The 24,190-nt window shown below is 51.1% G+C and carries 20 protein-coding genes; 11 read left to right on the plus strand and 9 right to left on the minus strand.

The genetic code is table 11. From position 1 onward, the window contains the following. Nucleotides 1–123: 123 nt before the first annotated feature. Nucleotides 124–783, plus strand: a complete 660-nt coding sequence (locus F0L74_RS28965; protein ID WP_149841377.1) for a metal-dependent transcriptional regulator — start codon at nucleotides 124–126, stop codon at nucleotides 781–783. An 18-nt stretch (nucleotides 784–801) separates the two neighbouring features. Continuing rightward, a complete protein-coding gene (locus tag F0L74_RS28970; RefSeq protein ID WP_149841378.1) occupies nucleotides 802–2,676 on the plus strand; it encodes an Nramp family divalent metal transporter in 1,875 nt (624 codons plus the stop codon). 95 nt (nucleotides 2,677–2,771) lie between these two features. On the opposite strand, the gene F0L74_RS28975 is transcribed toward F0L74_RS28970, so the two are convergent. Then, a complete protein-coding gene (locus F0L74_RS28975; protein ID WP_149841379.1) occupies nucleotides 2,772–3,158 on the minus strand; it encodes a thioesterase family protein in 387 nt (128 codons plus the stop codon). Between the two features lie 230 nt (nucleotides 3,159–3,388). Here F0L74_RS28975 and F0L74_RS28980 point away from each other — a divergent pair, with 230 nt between their 5' ends. The 4 genes from F0L74_RS28980 to F0L74_RS28995 all read left to right on the plus strand — a co-directional run bounded on the left by F0L74_RS28980 (nucleotide 3,389) and on the right by F0L74_RS28995 (nucleotide 10,892). Then, nucleotides 3,389–4,342 (plus strand): hypothetical protein, encoded by a 954-nt coding sequence (locus tag F0L74_RS28980; protein ID WP_149841380.1) that lies wholly within the window; start codon nucleotides 3,389–3,391, stop codon nucleotides 4,340–4,342. A gap of 474 nt (nucleotides 4,343–4,816) precedes the next feature. After that, nucleotides 4,817–5,083, plus strand: a complete 267-nt coding sequence (locus F0L74_RS28985; RefSeq protein ID WP_149841381.1) for a hypothetical protein — start codon at nucleotides 4,817–4,819, stop codon at nucleotides 5,081–5,083. Nucleotides 5,084–5,238: 155 nt separating this feature from the next. Next, entirely contained in the window at nucleotides 5,239–8,862 is a 3,624-nt protein-coding gene (locus tag F0L74_RS28990; protein ID WP_149841382.1) for a response regulator, read from the plus strand. Between the two features lie 14 nt (nucleotides 8,863–8,876). Continuing rightward, nucleotides 8,877–10,892, plus strand: a complete 2,016-nt coding sequence (locus tag F0L74_RS28995; RefSeq protein WP_149841383.1) for an LTA synthase family protein — start codon at nucleotides 8,877–8,879, stop codon at nucleotides 10,890–10,892. Between the two features lie 39 nt (nucleotides 10,893–10,931). On the opposite strand, the gene F0L74_RS29000 is transcribed toward F0L74_RS28995, so the two are convergent. After that, entirely contained in the window at nucleotides 10,932–12,221 is a 1,290-nt protein-coding gene (locus F0L74_RS29000; RefSeq protein ID WP_149841384.1) for a YaiO family outer membrane beta-barrel protein, read from the minus strand. 146 nt (nucleotides 12,222–12,367) lie between these two features. Between F0L74_RS29000 and F0L74_RS29005 the strand changes: the two genes are divergently transcribed. Genes F0L74_RS29005 through F0L74_RS29015 form a run of 3 tightly spaced genes read left to right on the plus strand, consistent with a single transcriptional unit; the run spans nucleotide 12,368 to nucleotide 15,270 of the window. Further along, on the plus strand, nucleotides 12,368–12,730 hold the full coding sequence (locus tag F0L74_RS29005) for a response regulator transcription factor (RefSeq protein ID WP_149841385.1): 363 nt from the start codon (nucleotides 12,368–12,370) through the stop codon (nucleotides 12,728–12,730). Between the two features lie 9 nt (nucleotides 12,731–12,739). Further along, a complete protein-coding gene (locus tag F0L74_RS29010; protein WP_149841386.1) occupies nucleotides 12,740–13,819 on the plus strand; it encodes a HEAT repeat domain-containing protein in 1,080 nt (359 codons plus the stop codon). After that, nucleotides 13,816–15,270 (plus strand): glycosyltransferase family 2 protein, encoded by a 1,455-nt coding sequence (locus F0L74_RS29015; RefSeq protein ID WP_149841387.1) that lies wholly within the window; start codon nucleotides 13,816–13,818, stop codon nucleotides 15,268–15,270. Before F0L74_RS29010 ends, F0L74_RS29015 begins: the two co-directional genes overlap by 4 nt. On the opposite strand, the gene F0L74_RS29020 is transcribed toward F0L74_RS29015, so the two are convergent. The 4 genes from F0L74_RS29020 to F0L74_RS29035 all read right to left on the minus strand — a co-directional run bounded on the left by F0L74_RS29020 (nucleotide 15,265) and on the right by F0L74_RS29035 (nucleotide 18,343). After that, entirely contained in the window at nucleotides 15,265–16,017 is a 753-nt protein-coding gene (locus F0L74_RS29020) for a LytR/AlgR family response regulator transcription factor (RefSeq protein WP_149841388.1), read from the minus strand. The two genes, F0L74_RS29015 and F0L74_RS29020, sit on opposite strands and share 6 nt — an antisense overlap. Further along, on the minus strand, nucleotides 15,995–17,056 hold the full coding sequence (locus F0L74_RS29025; RefSeq protein ID WP_246197851.1) for a sensor histidine kinase: 1,062 nt from the start codon (nucleotides 17,054–17,056) through the stop codon (nucleotides 15,995–15,997). Before F0L74_RS29025 ends, F0L74_RS29020 begins: the two co-directional genes overlap by 23 nt. Nucleotides 17,057–17,141: 85 nt before the next feature. Continuing rightward, nucleotides 17,142–17,492 (minus strand): DUF4288 domain-containing protein, encoded by a 351-nt coding sequence (locus tag F0L74_RS29030; protein WP_149841389.1) that lies wholly within the window; start codon nucleotides 17,490–17,492, stop codon nucleotides 17,142–17,144. A gap of 71 nt (nucleotides 17,493–17,563) precedes the next feature. After that, the gene (locus F0L74_RS29035; protein ID WP_149841390.1) at nucleotides 17,564–18,343 is read right to left on the minus strand and encodes a LiaF transmembrane domain-containing protein; all 780 of its coding nucleotides are present in this window, start codon (nucleotides 18,341–18,343) and stop codon (nucleotides 17,564–17,566) included. Between the two features lie 245 nt (nucleotides 18,344–18,588). On the opposite strand from F0L74_RS29035, the gene icd reads away from it, so the two are divergent. Both icd and F0L74_RS29045 read left to right on the plus strand, forming a co-directional pair. Then, nucleotides 18,589–19,854: an NADP-dependent isocitrate dehydrogenase gene (gene icd, locus F0L74_RS29040; protein ID WP_149841391.1), complete on the plus strand. Its 1,266-nt coding sequence runs from the start codon at nucleotides 18,589–18,591 to the stop codon at nucleotides 19,852–19,854. Between the two features lie 105 nt (nucleotides 19,855–19,959). Beyond that, nucleotides 19,960–21,192, plus strand: coding sequence for an NADP-dependent isocitrate dehydrogenase (locus tag F0L74_RS29045; RefSeq protein ID WP_149841392.1), 1,233 nt, complete (start codon nucleotides 19,960–19,962; stop codon nucleotides 21,190–21,192). A gap of 71 nt (nucleotides 21,193–21,263) precedes the next feature. Here F0L74_RS29045 and F0L74_RS29050 read toward each other — a convergent pair whose 3' ends face one another. The 3 genes from F0L74_RS29050 to F0L74_RS29060 form a co-directional block, all read right to left on the minus strand. Then, nucleotides 21,264–22,919, minus strand: coding sequence for a L,D-transpeptidase family protein (locus F0L74_RS29050; RefSeq protein WP_149841393.1), 1,656 nt, complete (start codon nucleotides 22,917–22,919; stop codon nucleotides 21,264–21,266). Nucleotides 22,920–23,188: 269 nt separating this feature from the next. Beyond that, nucleotides 23,189–23,761 (minus strand): AraC family transcriptional regulator, encoded by a 573-nt coding sequence (locus F0L74_RS29055; RefSeq protein WP_149841394.1) that lies wholly within the window; start codon nucleotides 23,759–23,761, stop codon nucleotides 23,189–23,191. A gap of 30 nt (nucleotides 23,762–23,791) precedes the next feature. After that, entirely contained in the window at nucleotides 23,792–24,025 is a 234-nt protein-coding gene (locus tag F0L74_RS29060) for a hypothetical protein (protein ID WP_149841395.1), read from the minus strand. Between the last annotated feature and the right edge of the window lie 165 nt (nucleotides 24,026–24,190).

A 24,190-nucleotide genomic window follows, 5' to 3' on the forward strand; every position in this document is an offset into this window, starting at 1 on the left:
TATACGGCATAGCTAATCAAAAAAGTCACGATTAAAGGGATAAACGGAGGGCCTGGGCGGGTAAATGGCTATGAAAATCTCGTAGAAATTATTTAGATTTGTCTAACTTTTATTTTAGAGCTTATGAATTTATCAGTTGCAGAGGAGAACTATATCAAGTCCATTTACAAGCTGGAAGAAGGACAGGAATCCGTTACCACCACAGGCCTTGCCTATGAGCTGGACACCAAGCCCGCTTCCGTTACGGATATGGCCAAGAAGCTGCGGGATAAGAAACTGATAGATTACGAGAAATACCAGGGCATCAGCCTCACGGCAGATGGCAAAAAAGCCGCATTGCACATTATCCGCCGGCACCGCTTATGGGAATGTTTTTTGGTGGATAAGCTGTCCTTTAGCTGGGAAGAGGTGCACGAAATAGCAGAGGAGCTGGAGCATATACGGAGCGAGAAACTTATCAACCGCCTAAGCGATTTCCTGGGCAACCCTACCATAGATCCCCACGGGGATCCTATACCGGATGCACAGGGCCGCCTGGGCAAACAGCGTACACAGATCTCGCTGGACCAGGCCCGCACCAAACGGCTGGAAGTAACGGCCGTATCAGACAAATCCAACGCGCTGCTGGAATTCCTCACTGCCAAGGGCATACGCCTGGGCACTCACCTGGAGGTGATAGAACGTTACGAATTCGATAACTCAATAGAAATAAAGATCAGGAACCAGCCGGCTTTTACCATTAGTGAGCAGGTGAGCAAGAACATCATGGTAAGGCCGGTATAGACAATTTGACAACTTATTATGGACCATACCGCAACCACATCGCTGAGTGAAGTACATCAGAGCATAGACACAACAGGCCGTTCACGCTGGAAAAAGATCCTTTCCTTTTTTGGCCCCGCCTACCTCGTTAGCGTAGGCTATATGGACCCGGGCAACTGGGCTACCGACCTCGCAGGCGGCAGCCAGTACGGCTACCAACTATTATGGGTATTGCTGATGAGCAACCTCATGGCCCTGTTACTCCAAAGCCTCAGCGCCCGCCTGGGCATCGTACGCGGCCGCGACCTGGCACAGGCCAACCGCGAAACCTATCCCCCCACCATCAACTTCATATTATACATACTGGCAGAGATAGCCATAGCCGCCTGTGACCTGGCAGAAGTGCTGGGCATGGCCATTGGTATCCAACTGCTCACCGGGCTGCCGCTGGCCTGGGGCGTAAGCATTACCGTGCTGGATACCTTCCTGCTGCTGATCTTACAACGCTACGGCATCCGTAAGATGGAAGCCTTTATCATCAGCCTCGTAGCGATCGTAGGCGTCTCCTTCCTCGCGGAGCTGGTCATGGCAAGACCGCATCTGCCGGAAGTAGTAACGGGATTTGTACCCATCATCCCGGACAATACCGCCCTGTACATCGCCATCGGTATCATAGGCGCCACCGTTATGCCACATAACCTGTACCTCCATTCCGCCCTGGTACAAACACGCAAGATCCAGCGGGATGATACAGGCATCAAGCAGGCGCTTAAGATGAACCTGATAGATAGCACCGTAGCCCTGAACCTGGCCTTTTTTGTAAACGCGGCCATACTCATACTGGCTGCCACCGTGTTCTTCAAAACAGGGCGTACACATATTGCGGAGATCCAGGATGCGCATCAACTGCTGGAACAGCTGCTGGGTAACAAGTTTGCCCCTATCCTGTTTGCGGTAGCCCTGATAGCCGCCGGGCAAAGCTCCACGGTAACGGGCACCCTGGCCGGACAGATCGTAATGGAAGGTTACCTGCGCCTGCGCATCAACCCCTGGCTGCGCCGCCTCATCACCCGCCTGCTGGCCATTGTGCCCGCACTGCTCACCATCCTCATCGCAGGGGATGATAAAGTAGGCGAGCTGCTGGTCTTCAGCCAGGTATTATTGAGCCTCCAGCTGGGTTTTGCCATCATCCCCCTCATTCACTTCGTGAGTGATAAACGCACCATGGGCGACTATGCCGTAAAACCGCTCACCAAGATCGCCGGCTGGCTCATAACCGGTATACTGGTCTACCTGAACCTGCGTATGGTGTTTAGCGGCGCTATAGACTACATTACACAGGATGGCAATGGCTGGGTAGATGCGCTGATCATTATTGGCAGCATCGGCTTCGTGGCCCTGCTGGTGATCACCACGGTGTACCCGCTCATTAACCGGTACCGGCAAACGGTCTCTGTACGTATACATCCTTCTCAGATGGTATCCCTGGGCAATATGGCTAAACCGCAATACCGGCGTATTGCCATGGCGCTGGACTTCAGTAAACAGGATGAAAAGGTGATCACCAACGCCGTTGCCAATGGCAATGAGCATACGGAATATATACTGATACATGTAGTGGAAAGCGCCTCCGCCAAATACCTGGGCATCATGTCTGACGACTTCGAAACCCGCAAGGACCAGGAGCAGCTGGATAGTTATATTGCGCTGCTAAAACAACGGAACCTCAACGCAAGAGGCGTGCTGGGATACCGCCATCCCGCCAAGGAGATAGTTCGGATCATAAAAGAGGAGCATGCAGATTTTGTGGTAATGGGTGGCCACGGGCATACCGGCATTAAAGACTGGATCTATGGAGAAACTGCCCACCAGGTAAGGCACCAGGTAAAGATCCCCGTGTTATTGGTGCAGTAGAGGGGTTAATATTCCAGGAGCGTAACAATTATGCTCCAAATGCGCTGCCGTCAGAAGTATCCATGCAATTTTCAACAAAGCATAGATAACACCGTTCATACTTCAAACAGCCGTTTCAATTTATCCTTTTTCAGGATTTTTTGACCCTGTTCACCCGTAGCTATTACAGTATCGCCTACCTTTGCTTCATATTCGCAAATGATCTCATGCCCTTGCAAACGTATGATCGTTGCGGTAAACTGGACCATCGTCCCTACCTTTGCAGGCGCTACATGCCGTACGGTGATCATGGTGCCAATACCTTCTTCATCGGTATCTTTCATATCCAGCACAAACAGGCGGCAGCACCACTCCGCATCCCTCGCTAACGCAAAAGTGCTGTATACAGGATGTAGCGCCCCGGTGTCAAAAATGGCACAATCCTCCTCCCGCACCACGCGGGTAAAATATTGCCGGTCGCCGGTGGTATAATAATGTTGCAAAACAGGATGGATTTAGTGATAGTTAAATGTAAGGATTAATTCCGTTCCCGGAGTTCTGATGCTCAAATGCTTATCGATATTTAACAATCCCTACACACCCTCACATGAACCCCGGATCAAGTCCACATCATCCCCACATTACCCCTACTAAGTATTTATCTTTCACTTATTTACAACCCGTATGAACTTTATCATTACTCCGGGTGTTATAAAGCAAAACTTGTTATTCGATGGCTATTCTATCAGGCCCTTTACAATTAGAAGGTAAAGTAGGAGGAATGATCTTCTACAAAAGAGGCAATAAAACCTGCTGCCGCGCCATGCCGCAGTATACACCGGAAAGCATGACCGCCGCCAGTAAACAAAGCGCCCGCGAATTCGGGCGCGCCAGCAAAGCAGGCAAACTGCTCCGCGATGCCCTCAACGGCATCTGGCGCCTCCAGCATGACAACACCATGGTAAACCGGCTCAATAAAGCGCTCTATACCGCTTTACGCAAAGACCCCGCCCACAAGCGCGGTGCGCGTATCATCACGCCTGTTGCCCTGCAGGAAACCCTCAAAAACTTCCGCTTTAATAATAAAGCTAATCTGCCCTTCCAGGCGCAAACGATACGCAAGCCCGGTGGCCATATACAAGTAGTATTACCGCCCGATTGGCTCACCGTGTTAAAGAAACCCCGCTATGCCTCGCATGTGCAGCTGCAGGCCGCCGCAATCGCCATTGATCTTGAAACAGGCGCCTGTCGTAAGGTCTCCGCCGCTACAGAATGTATCTCTATAGATCTGCCAGGCGATACGCTTACACTCAATATGCAGCTGCAGGCGCCAAAAGCAATGCCGGTAATAGTAATGATCCAGGCGCGTTTTGTAATGGAAGAAACAGATGGAAGATTGTACCCTTCTGCACAGAAATCCTGCCTGCAATCATGCGTGGTAGCCGTGCTCCTGCCAGAGAAAGTGCAACAACCTGAAAACAAAGGCATGAAAAGCATAAGATCCACCGGCAGCGCCAAATTCCACCCTAAACAGAACAATACACTGCAAAAGAAAAAGGAGGAGAAAACATCTTTGCTCCATAAAACAGAGCACGTAGCTATAGCCCATAGTAACGCGCCCGCAAGAAAAACCGTATCAACCAGAGACGATGAAAAACGACGGCAACACAGTCGTAAAAACACCTGACTTTTAAACGGAAATAATAACCTCCGGTCCCTTTCTGTATGTATAAGCAACGTGTTTTAGCATCTACAAGCACCTGCAATAGGAAACTATTAAAACCTATATAGTTCCTCATGTTGGCTATACATTAAAATTGATGACAACATCCACAAATTAACCTATAACGCTGTTGCAAAACCGAAGACAAACAGTCTATAAATATCCAGTTTCCACAACGCTGATAATGCATCTTTTTGCATAAAATATCCTTCTCTGGCACACATCTACCGCTGTCGTATACCGCTGTGCCTTCTATCCAAAAATCCTCTGCAATAACCTATCCATCAACCATAAACAAATAACATTTATCAATAATTTCAAATAGAGTTTAAACTCATTCACCCGCTCTTTAACAAAATTTTAGTACCGCTCATCTGCAATCCATGGCATTCCGGAACAGTGTTTGAACTATACTCATCGAACCAAAAGTTTTATACCATGTCTAAGAATAGCAAAGAAACAGTTAAACAGAACATTCAGGAATTAGCGATTGGTAACTACACCAGCTATCCTAAAGACTACAGCCCTGCTAAACCGGAAACCAATAATAATATCCAATCATTAGCGAAAGGATATTGGGACTCCCGCGAGATCAAAGAGATCACCCGGGACGAAAAATTAGGTATCCAATATGATGATTATATAACCTGGACACAGGAAGCATATAAAGATTATGTAGCGCATGAAGACAATGCTTATAACTAGCATGTTTGGGTTTTAAAGAGACAAAGGGCTCCATTGAAAGGAGCCCTTTGTCATTTAATGAAGTCATGTATATGCTACAGTTCGTGTAGATAAAACACACTGATCGCCGCTCAATAAAAGCAGCTATCTTTGTCAGGACACCTACTGTAACCTCAATGCAAAAAACGCCAGAATATACCGGTATAGAACAGGTAGCTAAGCTGGCAGCGCTTGTATGTAAAAAAACAGCCGCTGTTGTCTTTGTCCCCGGGCCGCATAACCGCTGGTTCCACGCCGATGGCCGCGAAGCCAACGATTGGGAGCAGCTGCTTTGCAGCCAGGTAGCACAGCACCGCCCGCTACTGGAAATAGTGGATGTGCTCCACGATAACCGCTTCACCGGCCACCCTGAGGATAGACCACCCTACCGCTTTTTCGCCGGTGTGTTACTGGAAGCCGCCAATCCGGAACCGGAACATGTCATTACCCTGACCAACGCGCTGTTAAAAAAGCTGTCAGATCCACAACGGAATGATGCTTTCCCGGAATTACCCGGTACGGCGGCAGATCCAACAACAGACGCACAGCAGCCACCAACGCCCGCAACCGGTCTTCCCGTAGGCATACTGGCAGTAATGGACCCGCATCCCGGCGCACTAAAAAAATCACAACGGGAGGCCCTGCTGGCAGTGGCAAATACCGCACTGGTATTACTCCGGCGGCTCCGCACGCACAATATGCCAGAGATCTACGAACAATTCTTCAGCAATGCAGATGCCCTGATGTGCCTCCATGACCTGGATGGCGCACTGCTGGCCGTAAACCCCGCCAGCGCCGCTGCATTGGGATATACCATAGACGAACTGGAAAATAAGACCCTCTACGATGCCGTTCTTCCACACCTGCAACATGAGGTAGATGGATACCTGGCCCTTATCAAACAGCACAAAAGGGTAAAAGGCCTCATGCATACCATGCACAAAGACGGCAGCCCCCGCATCTGGCTGTTCAACAACGTCCTGGAGAAGAATGCCGCGGGTGAGGAATACGTGCTGGGCAATGCCCTCGACATCACAGACCGCCATGCACTGGAAACCACCCTCAAACGCACCAGGGAAATGCTGGAGGAGATCAACTCCGTAGCCCGTATTGGTTTCTGGGAACTGGATGTACCGGCAAAAAACATGTTCTGGTCGCGGGTAACCCGTGAGATCCATGAAGTGCCAGACGATTTTGTCCCGGACCTGGCTACCGGCCTGTCTTTTTACCCGGAGGGCGAAAACCGCGTAATAATGGAAGCAACGGTAGCCGCCGCCCTGCAACAAGGCACCGCCTTTGACATAGAAATACAGCTCTTAACCGCCAAAGGGCGCGAGATATGGGTAAGGGCTATTGGCACTGCAGAATTTGTAAATGGCGTATGTACCCGCCTGTATGGCACCGTGCAGGATATTGACGAACGTATGAAGACCAGCATCGAAATGCTGCGCTCCCGTACCTTCCTGGCAGCGTTTGTGGAACATGCCCCTGCAGCCGTGGCTATGCTTGATAAAGACCTTAAATACATCGCTTACAGCAACCGCTGGCTGGAGGATTATGGCCTTAACGGACAAAACCTCAAAGGCCGGTCCCACTACGAAGTATTCCCCGGCATCGCCCAGGAATGGCGGGCTATTTATCGCCGCTGCCTCAAAGGTGTAGTGGAAAAGAAAGATGAGGATATCTGGCGCCTCCGCGGCTCACAACGGGAGGTCTACCTGAAATGGGAGGTCCGCCCCTGGTACCTTTTTGAAGATGAAATAGGCGGCATCATCCTCTTCACCCAGGATATCACAGAAGCACGCCGCCACCGCGAAGAGCTCAAAGAAGCCCGCAAACAGGCAGAACAGGCCAGCAAAGCCAAATCAGAGTTCCTGGCAAACATGAGCCACGAGATCCGCACGCCTTTGAACGGCATTATCGGTTTCACAGATCTGCTGATGAAAACCAGCCTCAGTGATAACCAATACCAATACCTGGGCATCGTAAACGAATCCGCCAATGTATTGCTGAACATCATCAACGATATCCTCGATTTTTCCAAGATAGAAGCCAATAAGCTGGAGCTGGACATTGGCCGGTACAACCTCCCGGAGTTAAGTAGCCAGGTAAGCGATATTATCAAATACCAGCTGCAGCAAAAGGATATAGAAATGCTGCTGAACCTCTCCCCGCAGCTGCCTTCTTTTATATGGACAGATTCCATCCGCCTCAAACAGGTGCTTATGAACCTGCTCGTGAACGCCGTCAAGTTCACAGAAAAAGGCGAGATAGAACTAAAGATAACACCCGTTGCCCCCCTGCCAAATGGCCATGCCATCCTGCGTTTCGAGGTACGGGATACTGGCATCGGTATAGCCCCGGCGCATCAGCGTACGATCTTTGAAGCATTCTCACAGGCAGATCTTTCCATCACCAAAAAATACGGCGGCACGGGCCTGGGCCTTAACATATCCAACCGCCTGCTGGCGTTAATGGGCAGCCGCCTGCAGCTGGAAAGCGCGCCTGGTAAAGGCAGCATCTTTAGCTTTGAGCTGCCCGTTAAAATAGAGTATGACGAGCGCCAGCCCTGGCCAAAACCAGAGCAGCTGCATCGCGCGCTGGTCGTAGATGATAATGAGCATAACCGTATCATCATTCATCAAATGCTGTTACTACAGGATATCAGCTCTGACCAGGCAGGCAGCGGCGCCGCTGCCTTGCAATTGCTGGAAGCCGGCAACCGCTACGATGTGATGATCATCGACTACCACATGCCGGAAATGGACGGCCTGGAAACCATCCGCAGGTTACGGGAAGGCGCAGACGCAGCAGCCACCGCCATGCCCGTAATACTGCTGCACAGCTCTGCCGATGATGAAAAAGTGATACGTGCCTGTGAACGCTATCATGTAGCCCAACGCCTCATAAAGCCTATTAAACTACAGGACCTGCGTAATGCCCTGGCCGGCGTGCATCAGCAGCAGGAGTGCACCCGCCCCGTGATAACAGCCAACGAGCGTCTGCAGCATAAACACCTGAAAATATTACTGGCGGAAGATAGCGCCATCAATATGCTCCTGGCCCATACCATCATCAAAAGGGCCATGCCCGCGGCCGTGGTCCTGGAAGCGCAAACAGGCGCCGCCGCCGTGGAGATGGCCGTTGCAGACCGCCCGGACCTGATCTTTATGGATATGCAGATGCCCGGCATTAACGGCTACGAGGCCACTAAACAGATCCGGAAAGCATATGGCCGCGCCCTGCCCATCATCGCCCTTACCGCCGCCAACCTGAAAGGAGAAAAAGAAAAATGCCTGGCCGCCGGCATGGACGATTTCCTGTCCAAACCTTTTGTAGAAGAAGACATGCTGGTCATGTTGGAGAAATGGACCGGTAATGGCCATGCACCCGCGGAAACGCCCCCGGTACAAGCACCGGCAAACGATCATTTTAACATAGATAAAGTGCTCTACTACCTTGGCGAAACCAGCCCGGACGCGCCGGCTGTTAAGGAAGTAGTACGTATGATAACAGCAGAGCTGCAACAGCTGGAAGACGGCTTCCGCAATACAGACCTGGCAGACAGACAAGCCTGGTACCGCCTGGGCCATAAGCTATATGGCTTATCCGCCACCACAGGCCTGTCCGTGCTCACAGAATTGGGACGGCAGCTGGAAATCACAGCTACCACCATGGAGCCGGCAGCCCTGCAAACCCTGGCAGATGAGCTGCTACAGGAATTGTCCCTTTGTCAACAATTATTACAGGATTATCAATAAGCTTTTTTCCACGTATGAAGATAGCCCCCCTGCATCAATGGATCCCGGCCTTTAACCGGTTCCTCCTCTGCTCCTGCCTCTGGCTGGGATTGATCGTATTACTCCGGGCGGCAGACCTGCTGGGCCTGTGGCTGGGCGGTAAACTGCCCTCGCTGCCCATAGCAGTAGCAGGCCATGCACTGGCTACAGACGTGCTTACACTCTTCTGCATCCTCCGCTGGATAGTGATCCCCTATCTCTTACTCTACATGTTCATCAGCCGCAAAATAGCAGACACTATATTCTTCCTGCTGATGGGACTCTACGCCATCACCAGCCTGCTCCTGATCATGTACTTCCGGCAAACAGCCATCCCGCTGGGCGCTGACGTCTTTGGCTATACTTGGGATGATATCCGCCTTACCGTAGGCGCCGCCGCAGGCACCGTGCAGCCAGCACTGGTGATCACCATTGTACTGATATTTGCGCTCATAACAGGATTACTCATCCTGATGGCCAGGCGGCGCATCCGCGGCAATAGAAAAGGCTTCTGGTTTGTGCTGGTATGCCTGTTGTTCCTGATCATACCCATTTCAGAAAGCCTTACAGCTAATCATTTCCGCTCTGAGTTCAGCGGCAACGTAGCGCTCAATAAAACCGGCTATTTCCTGGTAAAGGCAGAGGAACATTTTTTCCCCGGTAAACGACAGCAGGATCTCGCCGCGCTGGACGATGCCAAAGACAATGAAAGTGGTAAATACCATTACATAGGTGGCGAACAATACCCCTTTCTGCGCCAGGCCAATACAGACAATGTGCTGGGCCCATTCCTGCGCACGGATACCCTGCAACGGCCTAATATCGTGATCATCCTCATAGAAGGGCTGGGCCGGGCCTTCTCCGGTCCGGATGCCTACCTGGGCAGCTTTACGCCGTTTATAGATTCCCTGGCTACGCATAGCCTGTACTGGCAAAACCTGCTCAGCGGCGGCGGCCGCACATTTGCTGTGCTACCTACCATCCTGGGCTCCCTCCCTTTTGCCCGTAACGGTTTCTGTGAGCTGGGCGATAAGATGCCGCCTGCCCTTACCCTGCCCGTTATCGCCCAAAGCAATGGCTACCACACCCGCTTCTTATACGCCGGAAATGCCGGCTTTGACAACATGTCCCTGTTCATAAAAAAACAAGGCGCAGATACCGTTATTGATCAAGGCAGCTTTGGCGAAGGCTATGAAATGCTGCCGGCCAGTGGCGGTTTTAGCTGGGGCCATTCAGATAAAGCCCTGTTCCAAAAATACCTGGATGCCACGCCCGCGAACAACTCCCAACCAAGATTGGATGTGCTGCTCACCATATCCACCCACTCCCCCTTCCGCGTGCCGGACCAAGCCTGCTATGATGCCCAGGCCACCGCACGCATCCAATCCCTGGGCTTAAAAGAAACAGAACTACAGGCCCATTTACAATACAAAGACGTCTACGCTTCTATCCTGTACATGGATAACGCCTTACGTTACTTCTTCAACGAATACGCCAAACGGCCGGATTATGCGCATACTATCTTCCTCATCACAGGCGATCACCGCCTGCCGGAAATACCTATGCGCTCCCGTATAGACCGTTACCATACCCTCCTGTTGCTACATTCGCCATTACTGCAACGTAATGCCAGCTTTAATGCCATCAGTTCCCATTTCGACATTACGCCTTCCCTGTTGGCCTACCTGCAGGGCTACCCGCAATTTACCGCGCCGCAACAGGTAACCTGGATAGGCAACGGCCTGGATACGGCCCGGGCTTTCCGGAACATCCATCATTATCCATTAATGCAAACAAAAACTGATCTGGCAGATTATGTAGCCGGCGGCTGGATGCTCAACCATGGCAGCCTGTTTAAGATACTGCCTAATATGGACCTGGAACCGGCCACGGACGAGGAGACAAACAAAACCCTTACCGCCGGTTTTAACCGCTTCCAGCAACGTAATGACCGTTTACTGCAAACCAACCGGCTTATACCGGACTCGTTATATAAAGCATGGAAACGATAAACTTATATAGGGATCGTTATCAAGCATGGAGGCGCCAGCCTAAAACCTCCGCTGCAACATAATACCGATATTCACCTGGTTACCATACGTACCCTTGCGGTACTCCTCATAATACCACGTAACGCCCGCGCCAATGATATTTTGCCGCCATATGGTACGCTGATACCCCAGGAGCCACTTATACGTGATCAGGTTAGTATTAATAGCATAGTTGATATTATTCCGCTGGTCGTCCGGTGACACGCCGGTACCCAGGCCAATAGAAAAATAATCATCCGCTCCGGCAGTGTAATACCGCGCGGTCACCGCAAAAGACCGGGACAGCTCCCCTTCGCCAGGCGTAAGGAAAGTCCGCAGATTAAACCACCAGTTCTTATAATACTTACCTATAGAAGCCGTGTAGATCCAAACAGCATCATCAAAATACAGGTAACGGAATCCAACTTCCCCCTCAAAACTGGCCGGCAGGTTAGCATACAGGGACAAACCGCTGCGGTACTTGGAAAAGATATCGCTGCCGGAATAACCGGCGCTTACATATGCGTAAAACGTCTTTGAAATGCGCGGATAAGCCTCTATTTCCCCCTGCACGCCATCCTCCCCAAACTTATTAGCGTAGTTCATACGCCCTAGTATAGTCCCCATCTTTGTCTGGCGGGCATAGCTTACGCTAAGCAGATGCCAGGCCTGGTCAAAGCGCTTATCAAAATAAGTATAATCATAACTGATATCGATCTTATTCTTCCGCACCTGGTCCCGGATACTACTAAGCAGCGCGCGCCCCGCAGCATCGGAGGGATACAGGACCAGCAAAGCATTAGCAGTTTTGGCGGCTTCCGGCAGCTGTTTAAGCGCCGCCTGCACACGGGCCTTACGTAATAGCAAAGGCGCAGATTGAGGGTGCTGCTGCAGGCCCTGCGTAACATACACCAGCGCCGTATCCGGCCGGTCATTCCAATACTCCAGGTCCGTAATGGCCACATAAGCATCCTCATAGTCCGGATGCGCCTGTATCACATAATGGAACTCCGTACGCGCGCTATCAGGATGATCACCCCAGGTATATACCCTGCCCACGAACACACGGATCTCGCTGTAATCCGGGCTCTGCGCCAGCGCCAGCCGGCTCAGGCGGATGGCCTGCGGATAATCTTTCTCTTCAAATGCGGCATGGCGGGCATCCTGGAACAATTCATCAGAACTGCGGCGTTCCTGCGCATATGCCTGCCAGTAAGCGGTCAGCGCCAGCAGGGATAATAAGATACAGTGCCTGGTAATATTGGGGATACAGGTCATATCAAGTAGGCTACGGTCAATAATAGGGGCCATCTACACCAGCGTGTAAGGGCTTCAGTATTAAAGGTATTGATAATTTTTCAAGCACATTCAAACCTGTGTCCATATACGCACTTTTTAATTTATATTTACTTTCAGTAACCATAATGCTATTTACCCCATTACCATAACCAAATTGTATGAAGATCCTGATTGCCGAAGATGACAACCTGATCCGAAAGACCATAGAGATAAAACTGGAAAGGGAAGGCCACGAGATCATATCCTGCTCCGAAGGCGTAGCCGCACTGGAGAACATCAGGACCAGACTGCCAGATATAGTGATCACCGATATTATGCTGCCTTCCGCCTCCGGGCTCGAGATCGTAAGCGCCGTAAAAGATATGACGGAGAAAGATATCCGCGTAATGGTACTCTCCGCCATGGGCCAGGAGAACATTGTAGAAGAGGCCTTCCGCCTGGGCGCGGATGATTACATGACCAAACCCTTCAGCCTTACCGAACTATCCATACGGGTAAAAAAACTGATGGGCATAAAATAAACTGGCACTTTGATACTCCCCTACTCCATACCAGCTACAACATTGTACGCTGCCACCTTTTTTATCGTAGCCATGTTGCTGCTGATCTTACTGCGCACCCGGCTCCGCTTACGCCAGCGCAGGCAAAAACACGCCTTGCAGGAGCAGGTACAGCAGTTCTTTGATGAATGGCTAAGCCAGGCCCTCATGGGCGATGTATCCGCCAACACAGCATTCACCATACCAGATCTGTTACAACCGGGCCGCCGCAACAGCTTCGCCCGGCAATATGCCATCGGTCAGCTCATCAACACCAAAAAAAACCTCATCGGCCTGGCCGCGCGCAATATCATCTGGCTCTATGAACAAATGGGATTGCAAACAGATTCTATCGCCCAATTCCGCCACCGCAAATGGCATAAAAAAGCCCGCGGCATCTATGAGCTGTACATGATGGAGCAGGCCGGTATGCAGCAAAAGATAAACCGCTATACCAACAGCCGTAATGAACATGTGCGTATGGAAGCGCAGATAGCCGTACTGGCCTTTGCCGGCTTTAACGGCCTCCATTTTCTAGACACGCTTACCCGCCCCATGAGCCACTGGCAGCAGCTCAGGCTCATAGACCAGCTAACCCCGCTGGACCCGGGTAATTTTGATCATCTGGCTAACTGGCTAAAAAGCCCTAACCCGGATGTAGTGGTATTTACCCTGAAACTAACTGATCTCTACCAGCAGCTACAGGTAAGGGAAGAAGTGATCGCCTGCCTCCAATCCCCCAATGCCGGTATCCGTGCACACGCCATCCGCGCACTGATAAGGGTAGGCAACGAAGACACCCCTGCCGTGCTGGTAAAACAATACCGGGCAGAAACAACGGCCAATAAACCTATCGTCCTCCAAAGCCTGGAAAATATGGCCACAGACCGGGAGCTCCCGTTCCTCCTGCAGCTGCTGGATAATCCAGACCCGGCGGTGAAGCTGCAAGGCAGCCGGATCATCCTGAAATGTTGCAGCAACGGCGCCCTCCTCCTGGAGCAAAGGGCACACCACGGCGCCCCCGTACATAAACAGATCTTCCTTCACATCAAAAACGGCGTCACCGTATGAGCATAACAGCAGACATTGTATTGTTCTTTGCAGCGGGCCTCTTCCTGTATGCCGTAGTGCTGATCTCGTTTTATATCATCATCGCCATTAGTTCCATAGGCGCTACCCGGCGTTACCTCCACAAAAACGAGTATACGGATTACCGGCTGCTGGCCTCATCGCCCTACGCGCCCTCCGTAAGTATACTGGCGCCGGCCTATAATGAAGGGCCCAATATCGTAGAGAACGTGCGCTCCCTCCTCTCATTATACTATAACCACCTGGAGCTCGTAGTGATCAACGATGGCAGTAAGGACGACAGCCTGCAGCGCCTCATAGACGCCTACGGCCTGGAGAAAGTAGACTTTTTTGTCAACAGCCGCATCCCCACCAAAGAGGTACGCGGCGTATACAAAACACGGCATCCCGCCTACCGCAAACTGGTAGTGGTGGATAAGGTGAACGGCGGTAAAGCAGACGCGCTGAATGTAGGCATTAACATCGCCAGCCACGATTATATCGTTTGCATAGATGCAGACTGCATACTCGAACAGGATGCGATCCTGAAAATGATGAAACCATTCCTGGAAGAGGATAAAGGCCGAAAAGTGATCGCCTCCGGCGGTGTAATACGTATCGCCAATTCCTGCCTGGTAAAGGATGGGCGCATTACCCGCGTATCCTTACCGGATAACTACTGGGCGCGCATGCAGGCGCTGGAGTATATACGCGCTTTTTTATTGGGGCGGATGGCCTGGGCGCATTTAAATGGCTTGCTGCTGATCTCCGGCGCATTTGGCGCATTTGATAAAGAGATCGCCATCCGTTGCGGCGGGTACAAACACAATACCGTAGGGGAAGATATGGAGCTGGTAGTACGTATGCGGGGGTTTATGCACGAGATGGGTTTACCGTATAAAGTAACATACATTCCTGATCCGCTTTGCTGGACAGAAGCCCCGGAAAACACCCGCGTACTGGGGCGGCAAAGGAACCGGTGGACAAGAGGCACCATTGAGACCATGCAGTTCCACCGTATCCTGTTCCTGAACCCACGGTATGATACACTGGGCGTGCTAAGTTATCCTTATTGGCTGTTCTTTGAAATGCTGGCGCCCGCCATAGAGTTTGCCGGGCTGATTTTCTTTTGTATACTGGCTTCCCTTGGGTTGATCAATTGGCAGATGTTTATCGCATTCCTGCTCTTCATCATTTGCTTTGGCTATCTCAATTCTATCTTTGCCATCTATATAGAAGTAGCTACGTATAACCAGTACCGCCGGCGCAAAGAGGTCACAAAACTGGTGCTGGCCGCCCTTTCAGAGCCCTTCATCTTCCACCCTTTTGTAGTATGGTCCGCCATTCGCGGTTATGTGGACTATTTCCGGAAAAGCCGCTCCTGGGGCGAAATGACCCGCAAAGGCTTCCAAACCGCCAACACTCCCACCGCTACCGGCAACCAGGGCCTATAACCCCAGCGCTGTCTTCAGCTTTGGATACCCGGTCTTACTCACCGGCACCTTAGCCCCGTTACGCAATATCGCCAAATGATTCTCCTTCTCATATGGCTCTATCCGGGTCACCTGGTTCACATTCAGTATATACGACCGGTGTACCCTCGCAAACTGCTGCGGGTCCAGTGATTGCTCAAAGAACGACATCGTCTTGTTCTTAAGGAAAGGCCCTTCCTGCGTAACGATCTTCACATAATCATCCGCCGCCTCCAGGTAATGCACATCCTGTACCGGGATGATCTTGATCTTACCATTGATCTTTACCACAATACGGTTACTCTGCAACGGCGATGCCGCAGCTGTTTCCAGCAGTTGCGTGGTGTCCGGCGTTGTCGTCGTCGTATTTGTTGATGACTGCCGGTCCAGCCATTTCTGCAACGCCTTTTCAAACCGGTCCTTTGAAAAAGGTTTCAGCAGATAATCCACCGCATTTACTTCAAATGCACGGATGGCATGTTCCTCAAAAGCAGTGGTAAAGATCACGGCAGGCATCTCCTCTACCAGCTCCAGCATTTCAAAGCCATTGATCTTAGGCATCTGCACATCCAGGAAAAGGATATCCGGCTGGTGCTGCTGAATAGCTTTCAGCCCCTCAAAACCGTCATTACATTCCTGCAGTACGGTCACCTGCGGAAAGCCCTGCAGGTATTCCCTTACAACTAAACGGGCCAGCGGCTCATCATCAATTATTATTGCTTTTATCATGTGGTTGCGGTACTTTAATAAGTGTGGTAAAGATCAGATCATCGCAGCTGGTCTCCAGCAGGTCCTGGCGGGCAAACAGCAGGTATAGCCTGCGCCTGATGGAGCTAAGGCCAAAACCGGTGCCGCGATGCGGCTGTTGCAGCGCGCTGTCGTACGGGTTCTGCACCTGTACATACAGCATATTATCCTGCACCCAGGCCTTTATAGTGATGGTAATAGCGTCTGTAGTATCGTATAAACCGTATTTGATGGCATTCTCCACCACGGGTTGCAGCAGCATGGGCGGCATTAGCAGGGTATCTGTCCCCGCCTGCGCCACTACTTCTGTAGATAACCGGTGACCAAACCGCACTTTTTCAATATCCAGGTACCATTGCAGGTACTGCAATTCCTCCGGCAGTAATATCCATTGCTGGTCTTCCCGGCGCAACGTGCCACGCAGGAAGTCTGACAACCGCAACACCATTTCCCTGGCCTCCTGCGGCCGGATGGCGATCAGCGCATTAATAGAGTTAAGGCTGTTGAACAGGAAATGCGGTTGCAGCTGCTGGCGCAGCTTATACAGTTCCGCTTCGCGGGATAACCTTTCGGAGGTCTCCTTACGCGCCAGATCTTCGCGCTGCTCTACCATATCGTAGAATGCCAGGCTGCGCAGACCCATACCGGTGATCACCAGCCAGCCTATAATAAAATGCACCGGCAGCGACTGGTTAAGCCATTGTGCATAGACGGTATCCAGGTGAAAGAAATACTTAAGCTGACAGGTAGCTGCCGCCAGCCAGAGCCCCGTTAGCACCGTGCTGTAACTGATCACAAACACGTACCTGCCTTTACCGGGACGGTAATACGAAAGATTATGATGGATAAGCAGCACCGCAAAGGCCAGCAGCAGCAGATGCACCGCGCTGTCTGCCCAGGCAATGGCCGGGCTAAGGCGGTACCACTGTATAAGTACCACCCCGTATATCAAAAGAAATACGTAGGTGGTTACTATAAGTGTCCAGCGGAAGGAGCGGTCTGATAAAGGTCTTTTGATCACAGTGCTTTGTAATTGATGTTTAGTGGCGGAGCGGTTATTGAATGTAAGCCGCCGCACGCCTGGGCGGATAGCAGATCAGGAATGCTTAACTGAGCTCGATCAGCCGCTGTTCCTGCAGCTGGGCAGATTTAGTCTGCAGCCAGGCTACATAAGCGGTAGCGTCTGTGGGCTCTTCGATACGGGAGTACAGCTCCATACCGTCAGACAGCTGATCCAGCGTGTACAGCTCCGGTACATTGATGAACTTCCATTCTACCAGCTCCTGTTTCTGGTTCCTGAAGGCATATTGTTCCTGCAGGCCTATCTCGCGGGCTTTCTGTGTGGCTTCCTGTTTGGTGCCGGCACTGATCAGCCGTAATTGCTCGTCAAACTGGGGCATATGGTTACCACTGCCGCAAATGATCTGGTAAACTATTTTCGCTACAAACCAACGCATACAAATCAAATTTTAAAAAGGGTTAAAAGTTGGCATAAAGCCTATCAGCTAAAGAATACAGGTTAAATGGCTTAATAACTTTTGATATCCAGGCCGCCAAACACGCAGGTACCTCTGATGATCAGCACCTTATTAGGATCGGGTTTGATCAGCTCCACCGCACGTTTGTCCTCTACCCCACCCAGGATGGTGTTGATCTCCATCTTCACATCCCAGTTGGAAGGCACTATCAGCTCTACCCCGCCAAAGATGGTGGTGGTATCCAGTATCACCGTACCTTCAAAATCTGCCTGGGTAAGGTTGATCTCTGACCCGCCAAACACGGAGGTAACATCGCCGCCCCGGAAGTTCTTGGAGAGTACGATCCTGTCTACCCCGCCAAAGATGGCCGTAGCGCTGAGATAATCCTCTGAGAGATAATCCGCCACTTTTTCATGGCGCTTGACGGCTTGATCCTTATAAGCCTCGTCATCCCAGCGGCGCTTCCGGTATTCCCGGTTCCGGTGATAAGAAGGACGTTTGGTTAACATAAACACCCCTATGATCACCAATATTAAAGGCCAGCCATACCGGGCAAAGTCGAAAGTAAGGATCCCCATATCCTTCAGCAGGAAGATCGTACCCACCAGGATCATCACAAACCAGGGCCCGCCCCGGAAATTATGTTTAAGGCCTACCAGTAAACCGATGACGATCACCAGCGTCTGCCAGGAAAATACCCAATGCGGTACGCCCAGGTCCATATTCTGAAGGAACAGGAAGGTGCCCACAGTAATGAGGATAATACCTCCCCATATGCTTTTGCCTCTTCTCGGGTCCACTATATTTTGCTTCTCGTTTTGAATTTCCATTTTTGTAAGATTGTGATACAAAACTAGGACGGGGAGGCGGGTACTTCAAGCCCATTTAGGCTAAAAATACCTGAGTTCCGGTAAACGGGGGTAAAAGACCGGCGAAATTGCATTTCCTTTGCCCGTACTTCCATTTTGGCCGTCCAAACGGCGTAAACCAGGGGGGTGAAACCCACAAATCGTACCGGTGAATAGTAAATCGTATTACCTTTGCGCTCGATTATATCACATAAAGAAACTGTTTTATGCCGGCAGAAAAGATTGTAATGACCAATGGGCAGTTGAAGGTTCCTGAGCATCCCATTATCCCTTTTATAGAGGGCGACGGAATAGGCCCCGATATCTGGGCCGCCAGTGTGCGCGTATTTGACGCCGCCGTGGCCAAAGCCTATGATAACAAGCGCAAGATTGAGTGGAAAGAAGTGCTGGCGGGCGAAAAAGCCTTCCAGGCAACCGGAGAATGGCTGCCAAAGGCCACCCTGGACGCGTTTAAGGAGTACCTGATCTCCATCAAAGGCCCCCTGACCACCCCGGTGGGCGGCGGTATCCGCTCCCTGAACGTGGCTATGCGCCAGGAACTGGACCTGTACGCCTGCGTTAGGCCCGTACGTTGGTTCAACAAAGTGCCTTCCCCCCTGCGTCATCCGGAAAACGTGAACATGGTGATCTTCCGTGAGAACACAGAAGATATATATGCCGGTATTGAATATATGTACGGTACCCCGGAAGCGCAGAAACTGCTCAACTTCCTCCAGAACGACCTGGGCGTAAAGAAGATCCGTTTCCCGGAAACCTCCTCCCTGGGCATCAAACCCGTTTCCAAAGACGGCACAGAAAGGCTGGTACGCTCTGCCATCCTCTACGCTATCGAACATAAACTGCCCTCTGTGACCCTGGTGCACAAAGGCAACATCATGAAATTTACCGAAGGCGGCTTCAAGAACTGGGGCTACGAGCTGGCTAAACGCGAGTTTGGCGAGCAGGTATACACCTGGGAAGACTGGGAAGCCACCAAAAAGGCAGCAGGCGAAGACGCTGCCAACAAAGAGCTGAACATTGCCCTGGCCCACAAAAAGATCCTGATCAAGGACGTGATTGCAGACAACTTCCTGCAACAGATCCTGCTGGCCCCCCAGGACTACTCCGTAGTAGCCACCCTGAACCTGAACGGCGACTATATCTCAGACGCCTCTGCAGCTGCAGTAGGCGGTATAGGCATCGCGCCCGGTGGTAACATCAACTACATTACCGGCCACGCCGTATTTGAAGCTACCCACGGTACAGCGCCCCGCTTTGCCAACACCAATACCATGAACCCCAGCTCCGTGATCCTGAGCGGCGTAATGATGCTGGAATATATGGGCTGGAAAGAAGCGGCGGATATTATCGTACACGGTCTGAGCACCGCCATCATGCGCAAACGTGTGACCATCGATTTCTATAAACTGATGGATGATGCCACCCTGGTATCTACAAGCGAGTTTGCAGACGAGATCATTAAACAGATGTAATTGGCGAAAGCCCTTTGGAATTTGTACCACGTTATAGTATATTTCGGGTTTATCTTATGTGAAAAACAGTTGTAGATAACCTTATTAATTTAAAAACCACCTGAAATGGCAGAAAAGATCAAAGTCGCAAATCCAGTTGTGGAACTGGATGGAGATGAGATGACACGGATCATCTGGAAGTTCATTAAAGACAAACTGATACTCCCTTACCTGGACGTGGATATTAAATACTTTGACCTCGGTGTGGAATACCGCGATCAAACGGACGACCAGGTAACAGTAGATGCGGCTAACGCCATCAGGCAGTACGGCGTAGGTATCAAATGTGCTACCATCACCCCGGATGAAGCCCGTGTAAAGGAATTTAACCTGAAACAGATGTGGAAATCGCCCAACGGCACCATCCGTAATATCCTGGATGGCACCGTATTCCGCGAGCCCATCGTTATGAAGAACGTACCCCGCCTGGTACCCAACTGGACAGCCCCTATCTGCATTGGCCGTCACGCATTTGGCGACCAGTACCGCGCTACCGACTTCGTGACCAAAGGCAAGGGTAAGCTCACCATCACCTTCGAAGGCGAAAATGGCGAGAAGATCCAGCACGAGGTGTACAACTTTAAAGGCGACGGCGTAGCCCTGGCTATGTACAACACAGACGAGTCCATTAAAGGTTTTGCACGCGCCTGCTTTAACCAGGCCCTGCTCAAAAAATGGCCCCTGTACCTGAGCACCAAGAACACCATCCTCAAAAAATACGATGGCCGCTTCAAAGACATCTTTGAAGATATCTATGAGAACGAGTTCAAAGCCGAGTTCGAAAAGAACAACCTGGTATATGAGCACCGTTTGATCGATGACATGGTGGCCAGCGCCCTGAAATGGAACGGTAACTTTGTATGGGCCTGTAAGAACTACGATGGCGACGTACAATCCGATACCGTAGCGCAAGGTTTTGGCTCCCTGGGCTTAATGACCTCTACACTGGTTACGCCAGACGGTAAGACCATGGAAGCAGAAGCTGCCCACGGTACCGTAACCCGTCACTACCGCGACCACCAGGCCGGCAAACCTACTTCCACTAACCCCATCGCTTCCATCTTCGCATGGACCCGTGGTCTGGAATTCCGTGGCCGCCTGGATAACAACCAGGAGCTGATCAACTTCTGTCACGCACTGGAGCAGGTTTGTATCGAAGTCGTTGAAAGCGGCAAGATGACCAAAGACCTGGCCGTATGTATCCATGGCAACAAAGTGGAGCATGGCAAACACTTCCTGTATACGGAAGAGTTCCTGCAGGAGCTGGATAACGCTCTGAAAGTGAAACTGGCTAAGTAAAAAATACAACGCATAAAAAAGGGTCTGACCATCACTTATTGGTCAGACCCTTTTTGTATCTGAATATTTTCCTATAATCCGATCTGTTTCCGCAGGCTCCGGTCCTCCCCATAGATATCCTCGTGGAATACCAGCCGCTGCCCCTCTCCTGTGGCGGAGAAATAACGTATGTAGATGGGTATCCGGCGGGTAAAGTTCACCTGCTTCTTCTCCTGGCTCGCCAGCCAGTACCGCACGCTATCCCGCAGGTTACGCTGGGGATCCCCTTTTATAAGATACATGGCCAGGCTATCCCATTGCTGCACCCTTACGCACCCATGGCTCAGCGCCCGGTAAGCATTGCCAAACAGCCCGCGGGCATTGGTATCATGCAGGTACACGCTGTATTTGTTCATAAAATTGAACTTGATAATACCCAGGGAATTATCCTCCCCATCCATCTGCCGCAGCACGTATGGGAAATGGCCGCGGTGCAGTTTGGTCCAGTCAATGGAGTCAGGATCCACCGCGTTACCGTACCGGTCTATCACTTCCAGGTTCTTTTCCGCCAGGTAATTGACATTCCTGCGGATGGCAGGCAGCATTTCCTTGAACACAATGCTATACGGCACGCTCCAGTAAGGGAACATCACAAAATTGGTCATCCTGGAATTGAGTAACGGCGTGCGGGTATTAGGTTTGCCCACGATCACCCGGGATGCCACGGCTACCTTCCCGCTGTCTATCACCTGCATTTCAAATGCCGGCAAATTCACCATAAGATAACGTACCGGCAAGGTATCCGGCAGCTTGCGCCAGCGGTCCAGGTTAACTGCCACCTGTACTTCCCAGTCATAAAGGGAGCGGTTCAGCATCTGGCGGGTCTTTTTGCCCGCTACCCCGTCCGGGTACAGGTTAAACTCCCGCTGGAACGCCTTGATCCCCGTTTTAAGCAGGGAGGTATCCCCCGCATGCCCGGTAGTATCCAGGAACGCGCCCTGCACTAACCTGTTCAGTAACAACTGTTTAAAGGCCGCGGTATCCGTATAGTTCTCCGGTATCGTATCCCAGTGGAGGCCGGCATATTTCTCCCGGAAACTGCGGAGGCTCTGCTTAAGCGCCTGGTAACCGGCATGGGCCGGCTCCAGCCGTTGCAGCGCGGCGGTAATATTCTTTTGCGCCAGCGCCTGTTGTAACAGGGCGTTCAGCGCGGTATCTGTAAAAGCGGAATCCGGGCGCAGGGTAACGCTATCCCGGGGGGCTACGCCATAATGCAGATGGGTAGCCATTTTCATAAATGCGTCTGTGAGCATCACATCCACCTTGGCCCAGAGCGCGGCGTCCTTACGGGCGGTATCATTTGTTTTTACCTGCTGCAGGGCGGCCGTAAGCTGGCCGGAGTGGTACTGGGCCGGGGAAAGACCGGCGTCCAGGGCATGCTGTACCATGTACAGCATGGAGTCCGCGCCGGCATTGGCGGTACCGTTTTCAGACCATTGGGGCGCATTGTTATGCTGCGCATAGAAATATTGTACGGCGGTGGTCATGGAATGTACGCTGTCCTCCATAACACCGTTATTATCCGCCATATAACCAACGCGGTCTGCAATATTCTCCGGAATGGCCTCCTGCAATTCTTTAATGTCCTGTACAATGGCTTTTTGGGGCGCCTTTTTATGACCGCAGGCTGCCAATATACTGGTTACCGTTAGGGCGCATAAAAAGCGGCCGATATTTGTCCCTTTCATTAGTTGTGTTGACTGTCCTGGGTTTTAAAGTTAAAGATTTGCAAATACTGTGCTGGGATTTTTGGGGGAACGATGGAAAATGCTTGGTGAACGACCGGATTAATGTGTTGATGTACTGCCCTTAGGCGGGGTTGGAATGGGTACATGGATGTAAATGGGTTTTGATTTACGTGCCCCCCTGACACCTTTATTTACAACAATTCTTCTTTACAAAAAGGAATTGGATAAAACGTAATATACTGGTAACTGCCTGTTTCATGATATTTATGTTAAATCGCATCCAACGGACGCCTTTTATGCTCCTTTAACTGCTTAAACCTGCTCGGCGTAAACCCGGTCACCTTCTTAAACTGCCCGGACAAATGCGCCACACTGCTATACCCCATCTGGTATGCAATCTCGCTCAGGGTCTGCTCGTCATAAACCAGCAGCTCCTTCACCCGTTCTATCTTTTGCTGGATAATATACTGCTCGATGGTGGTCTGCTCCATTTCGGAGAACAGGTTGCTAAGATAATGATAATCTTTATGCAGGCGGGCCGCCAGCAGGGCAGAGAAGTTTTCCTTTAGTTCACTCATGGGGGAATGATGGATAGTAGTGACGATAATGTTCTTTATCGCCTCTACCAGCTGGCGTTTGCGGTCATCCACAAGGGGCAATCCCTCTTTTTCCAGGGCGGCGGCCACTGCCTGCAGCTGCTCATTGTCCGGCTGTATAGTTAACACGGCTTTCCCCAGTTGCACATCGTGTACGGGCAATCCCTCGTTTTCAAGGATACCGCGTACCGCTTTTATGCAGCGGGGGCAAACCATATTCTTTATGTGCAGGTCAAATGTTTGCATAAGCAGCAACAAAGGTAGCACATATCCGTGTTACTCCAATGTTGTCTCGTGCATGGTAGTCTCCTGTATGCGGTCTGCTAGATCGAGCAAGAGTGACATATTGGCGCCAAAGCCGCCTTGCACCTCCGGACGCAGATAACCGTCCAGATCAGGCTCATAATATACGTCAAAGCCATTTACGTTCACTTTGAAGCGTTGGGGATGGCCATTCAGGGGGAGTACGTCGTACCGGTTTGAGTTCAGTTTGATGGTAAATGCCTTCATGTGATAAAATTTTGTTTTAACCACTTCAACAAAATCTTAACAAAAGTTAAGCCAGCCGGCTCAATTTGCTGATGTGCCTATCTGCTGCTGTGCTATCGCACATTAACATATTAGAAAATCAGCACATTATTCTGGGGCCGTTTGCCAGTTTTGGGAAGTCAACTG

Origin of the sequence: Chitinophaga agrisoli, from assembly GCF_008386695.1 — a bacterium.
GTDB lineage: Bacteria > Bacteroidota > Bacteroidia > Chitinophagales > Chitinophagaceae > Chitinophaga > Chitinophaga agrisoli.

Excerpts from the sequence above, each read along its gene's own strand:
- F0L74_RS29005 (WP_149841385.1), top strand. The coding sequence starts at position 12,368 with ATGAAGATCCTGATTGCCGAAGATGACAACCTGATCCGAAAGACCATA.
- F0L74_RS29055 (WP_149841394.1), bottom strand. The coding sequence starts at position 23,761 with ATGCAAACATTTGACCTGCACATAAAGAATATGGTTTGCCCCCGCTGC.
- F0L74_RS28980 (WP_149841380.1), top strand. The coding sequence starts at position 3,389 with ATGGCTATTCTATCAGGCCCTTTACAATTAGAAGGTAAAGTAGGAGGA.
- F0L74_RS29015 (WP_149841387.1), top strand. The coding sequence starts at position 13,816 with ATGAGCATAACAGCAGACATTGTATTGTTCTTTGCAGCGGGCCTCTTC.
- F0L74_RS29020 (WP_149841388.1), bottom strand. The coding sequence starts at position 16,017 with ATGATAAAAGCAATAATAATTGATGATGAGCCGCTGGCCCGTTTAGTT.
- F0L74_RS29045 (WP_149841392.1), top strand. The coding sequence starts at position 19,960 with ATGGCAGAAAAGATCAAAGTCGCAAATCCAGTTGTGGAACTGGATGGA.
- F0L74_RS29035 (WP_149841390.1), bottom strand. The coding sequence starts at position 18,343 with ATGGAAATTCAAAACGAGAAGCAAAATATAGTGGACCCGAGAAGAGGC.
- F0L74_RS29000 (WP_149841384.1), bottom strand. The coding sequence starts at position 12,221 with ATGGCCCCTATTATTGACCGTAGCCTACTTGATATGACCTGTATCCCC.
- F0L74_RS28995 (WP_149841383.1), top strand. The coding sequence starts at position 8,877 with ATGAAGATAGCCCCCCTGCATCAATGGATCCCGGCCTTTAACCGGTTC.
- F0L74_RS29030 (WP_149841389.1), bottom strand. The coding sequence starts at position 17,492 with ATGCGTTGGTTTGTAGCGAAAATAGTTTACCAGATCATTTGCGGCAGT.
- icd (WP_149841391.1), top strand. The coding sequence starts at position 18,589 with ATGCCGGCAGAAAAGATTGTAATGACCAATGGGCAGTTGAAGGTTCCT.
- F0L74_RS29060 (WP_149841395.1), bottom strand. The coding sequence starts at position 24,025 with ATGAAGGCATTTACCATCAAACTGAACTCAAACCGGTACGACGTACTC.
- F0L74_RS28990 (WP_149841382.1), top strand. The coding sequence starts at position 5,239 with ATGCAAAAAACGCCAGAATATACCGGTATAGAACAGGTAGCTAAGCTG.
- F0L74_RS28965 (WP_149841377.1), top strand. The coding sequence starts at position 124 with ATGAATTTATCAGTTGCAGAGGAGAACTATATCAAGTCCATTTACAAG.
- F0L74_RS28970 (WP_149841378.1), top strand. The coding sequence starts at position 802 with ATGGACCATACCGCAACCACATCGCTGAGTGAAGTACATCAGAGCATA.
- F0L74_RS28985 (WP_149841381.1), top strand. The coding sequence starts at position 4,817 with ATGTCTAAGAATAGCAAAGAAACAGTTAAACAGAACATTCAGGAATTA.
- F0L74_RS29050 (WP_149841393.1), bottom strand. The coding sequence starts at position 22,919 with ATGAAAGGGACAAATATCGGCCGCTTTTTATGCGCCCTAACGGTAACC.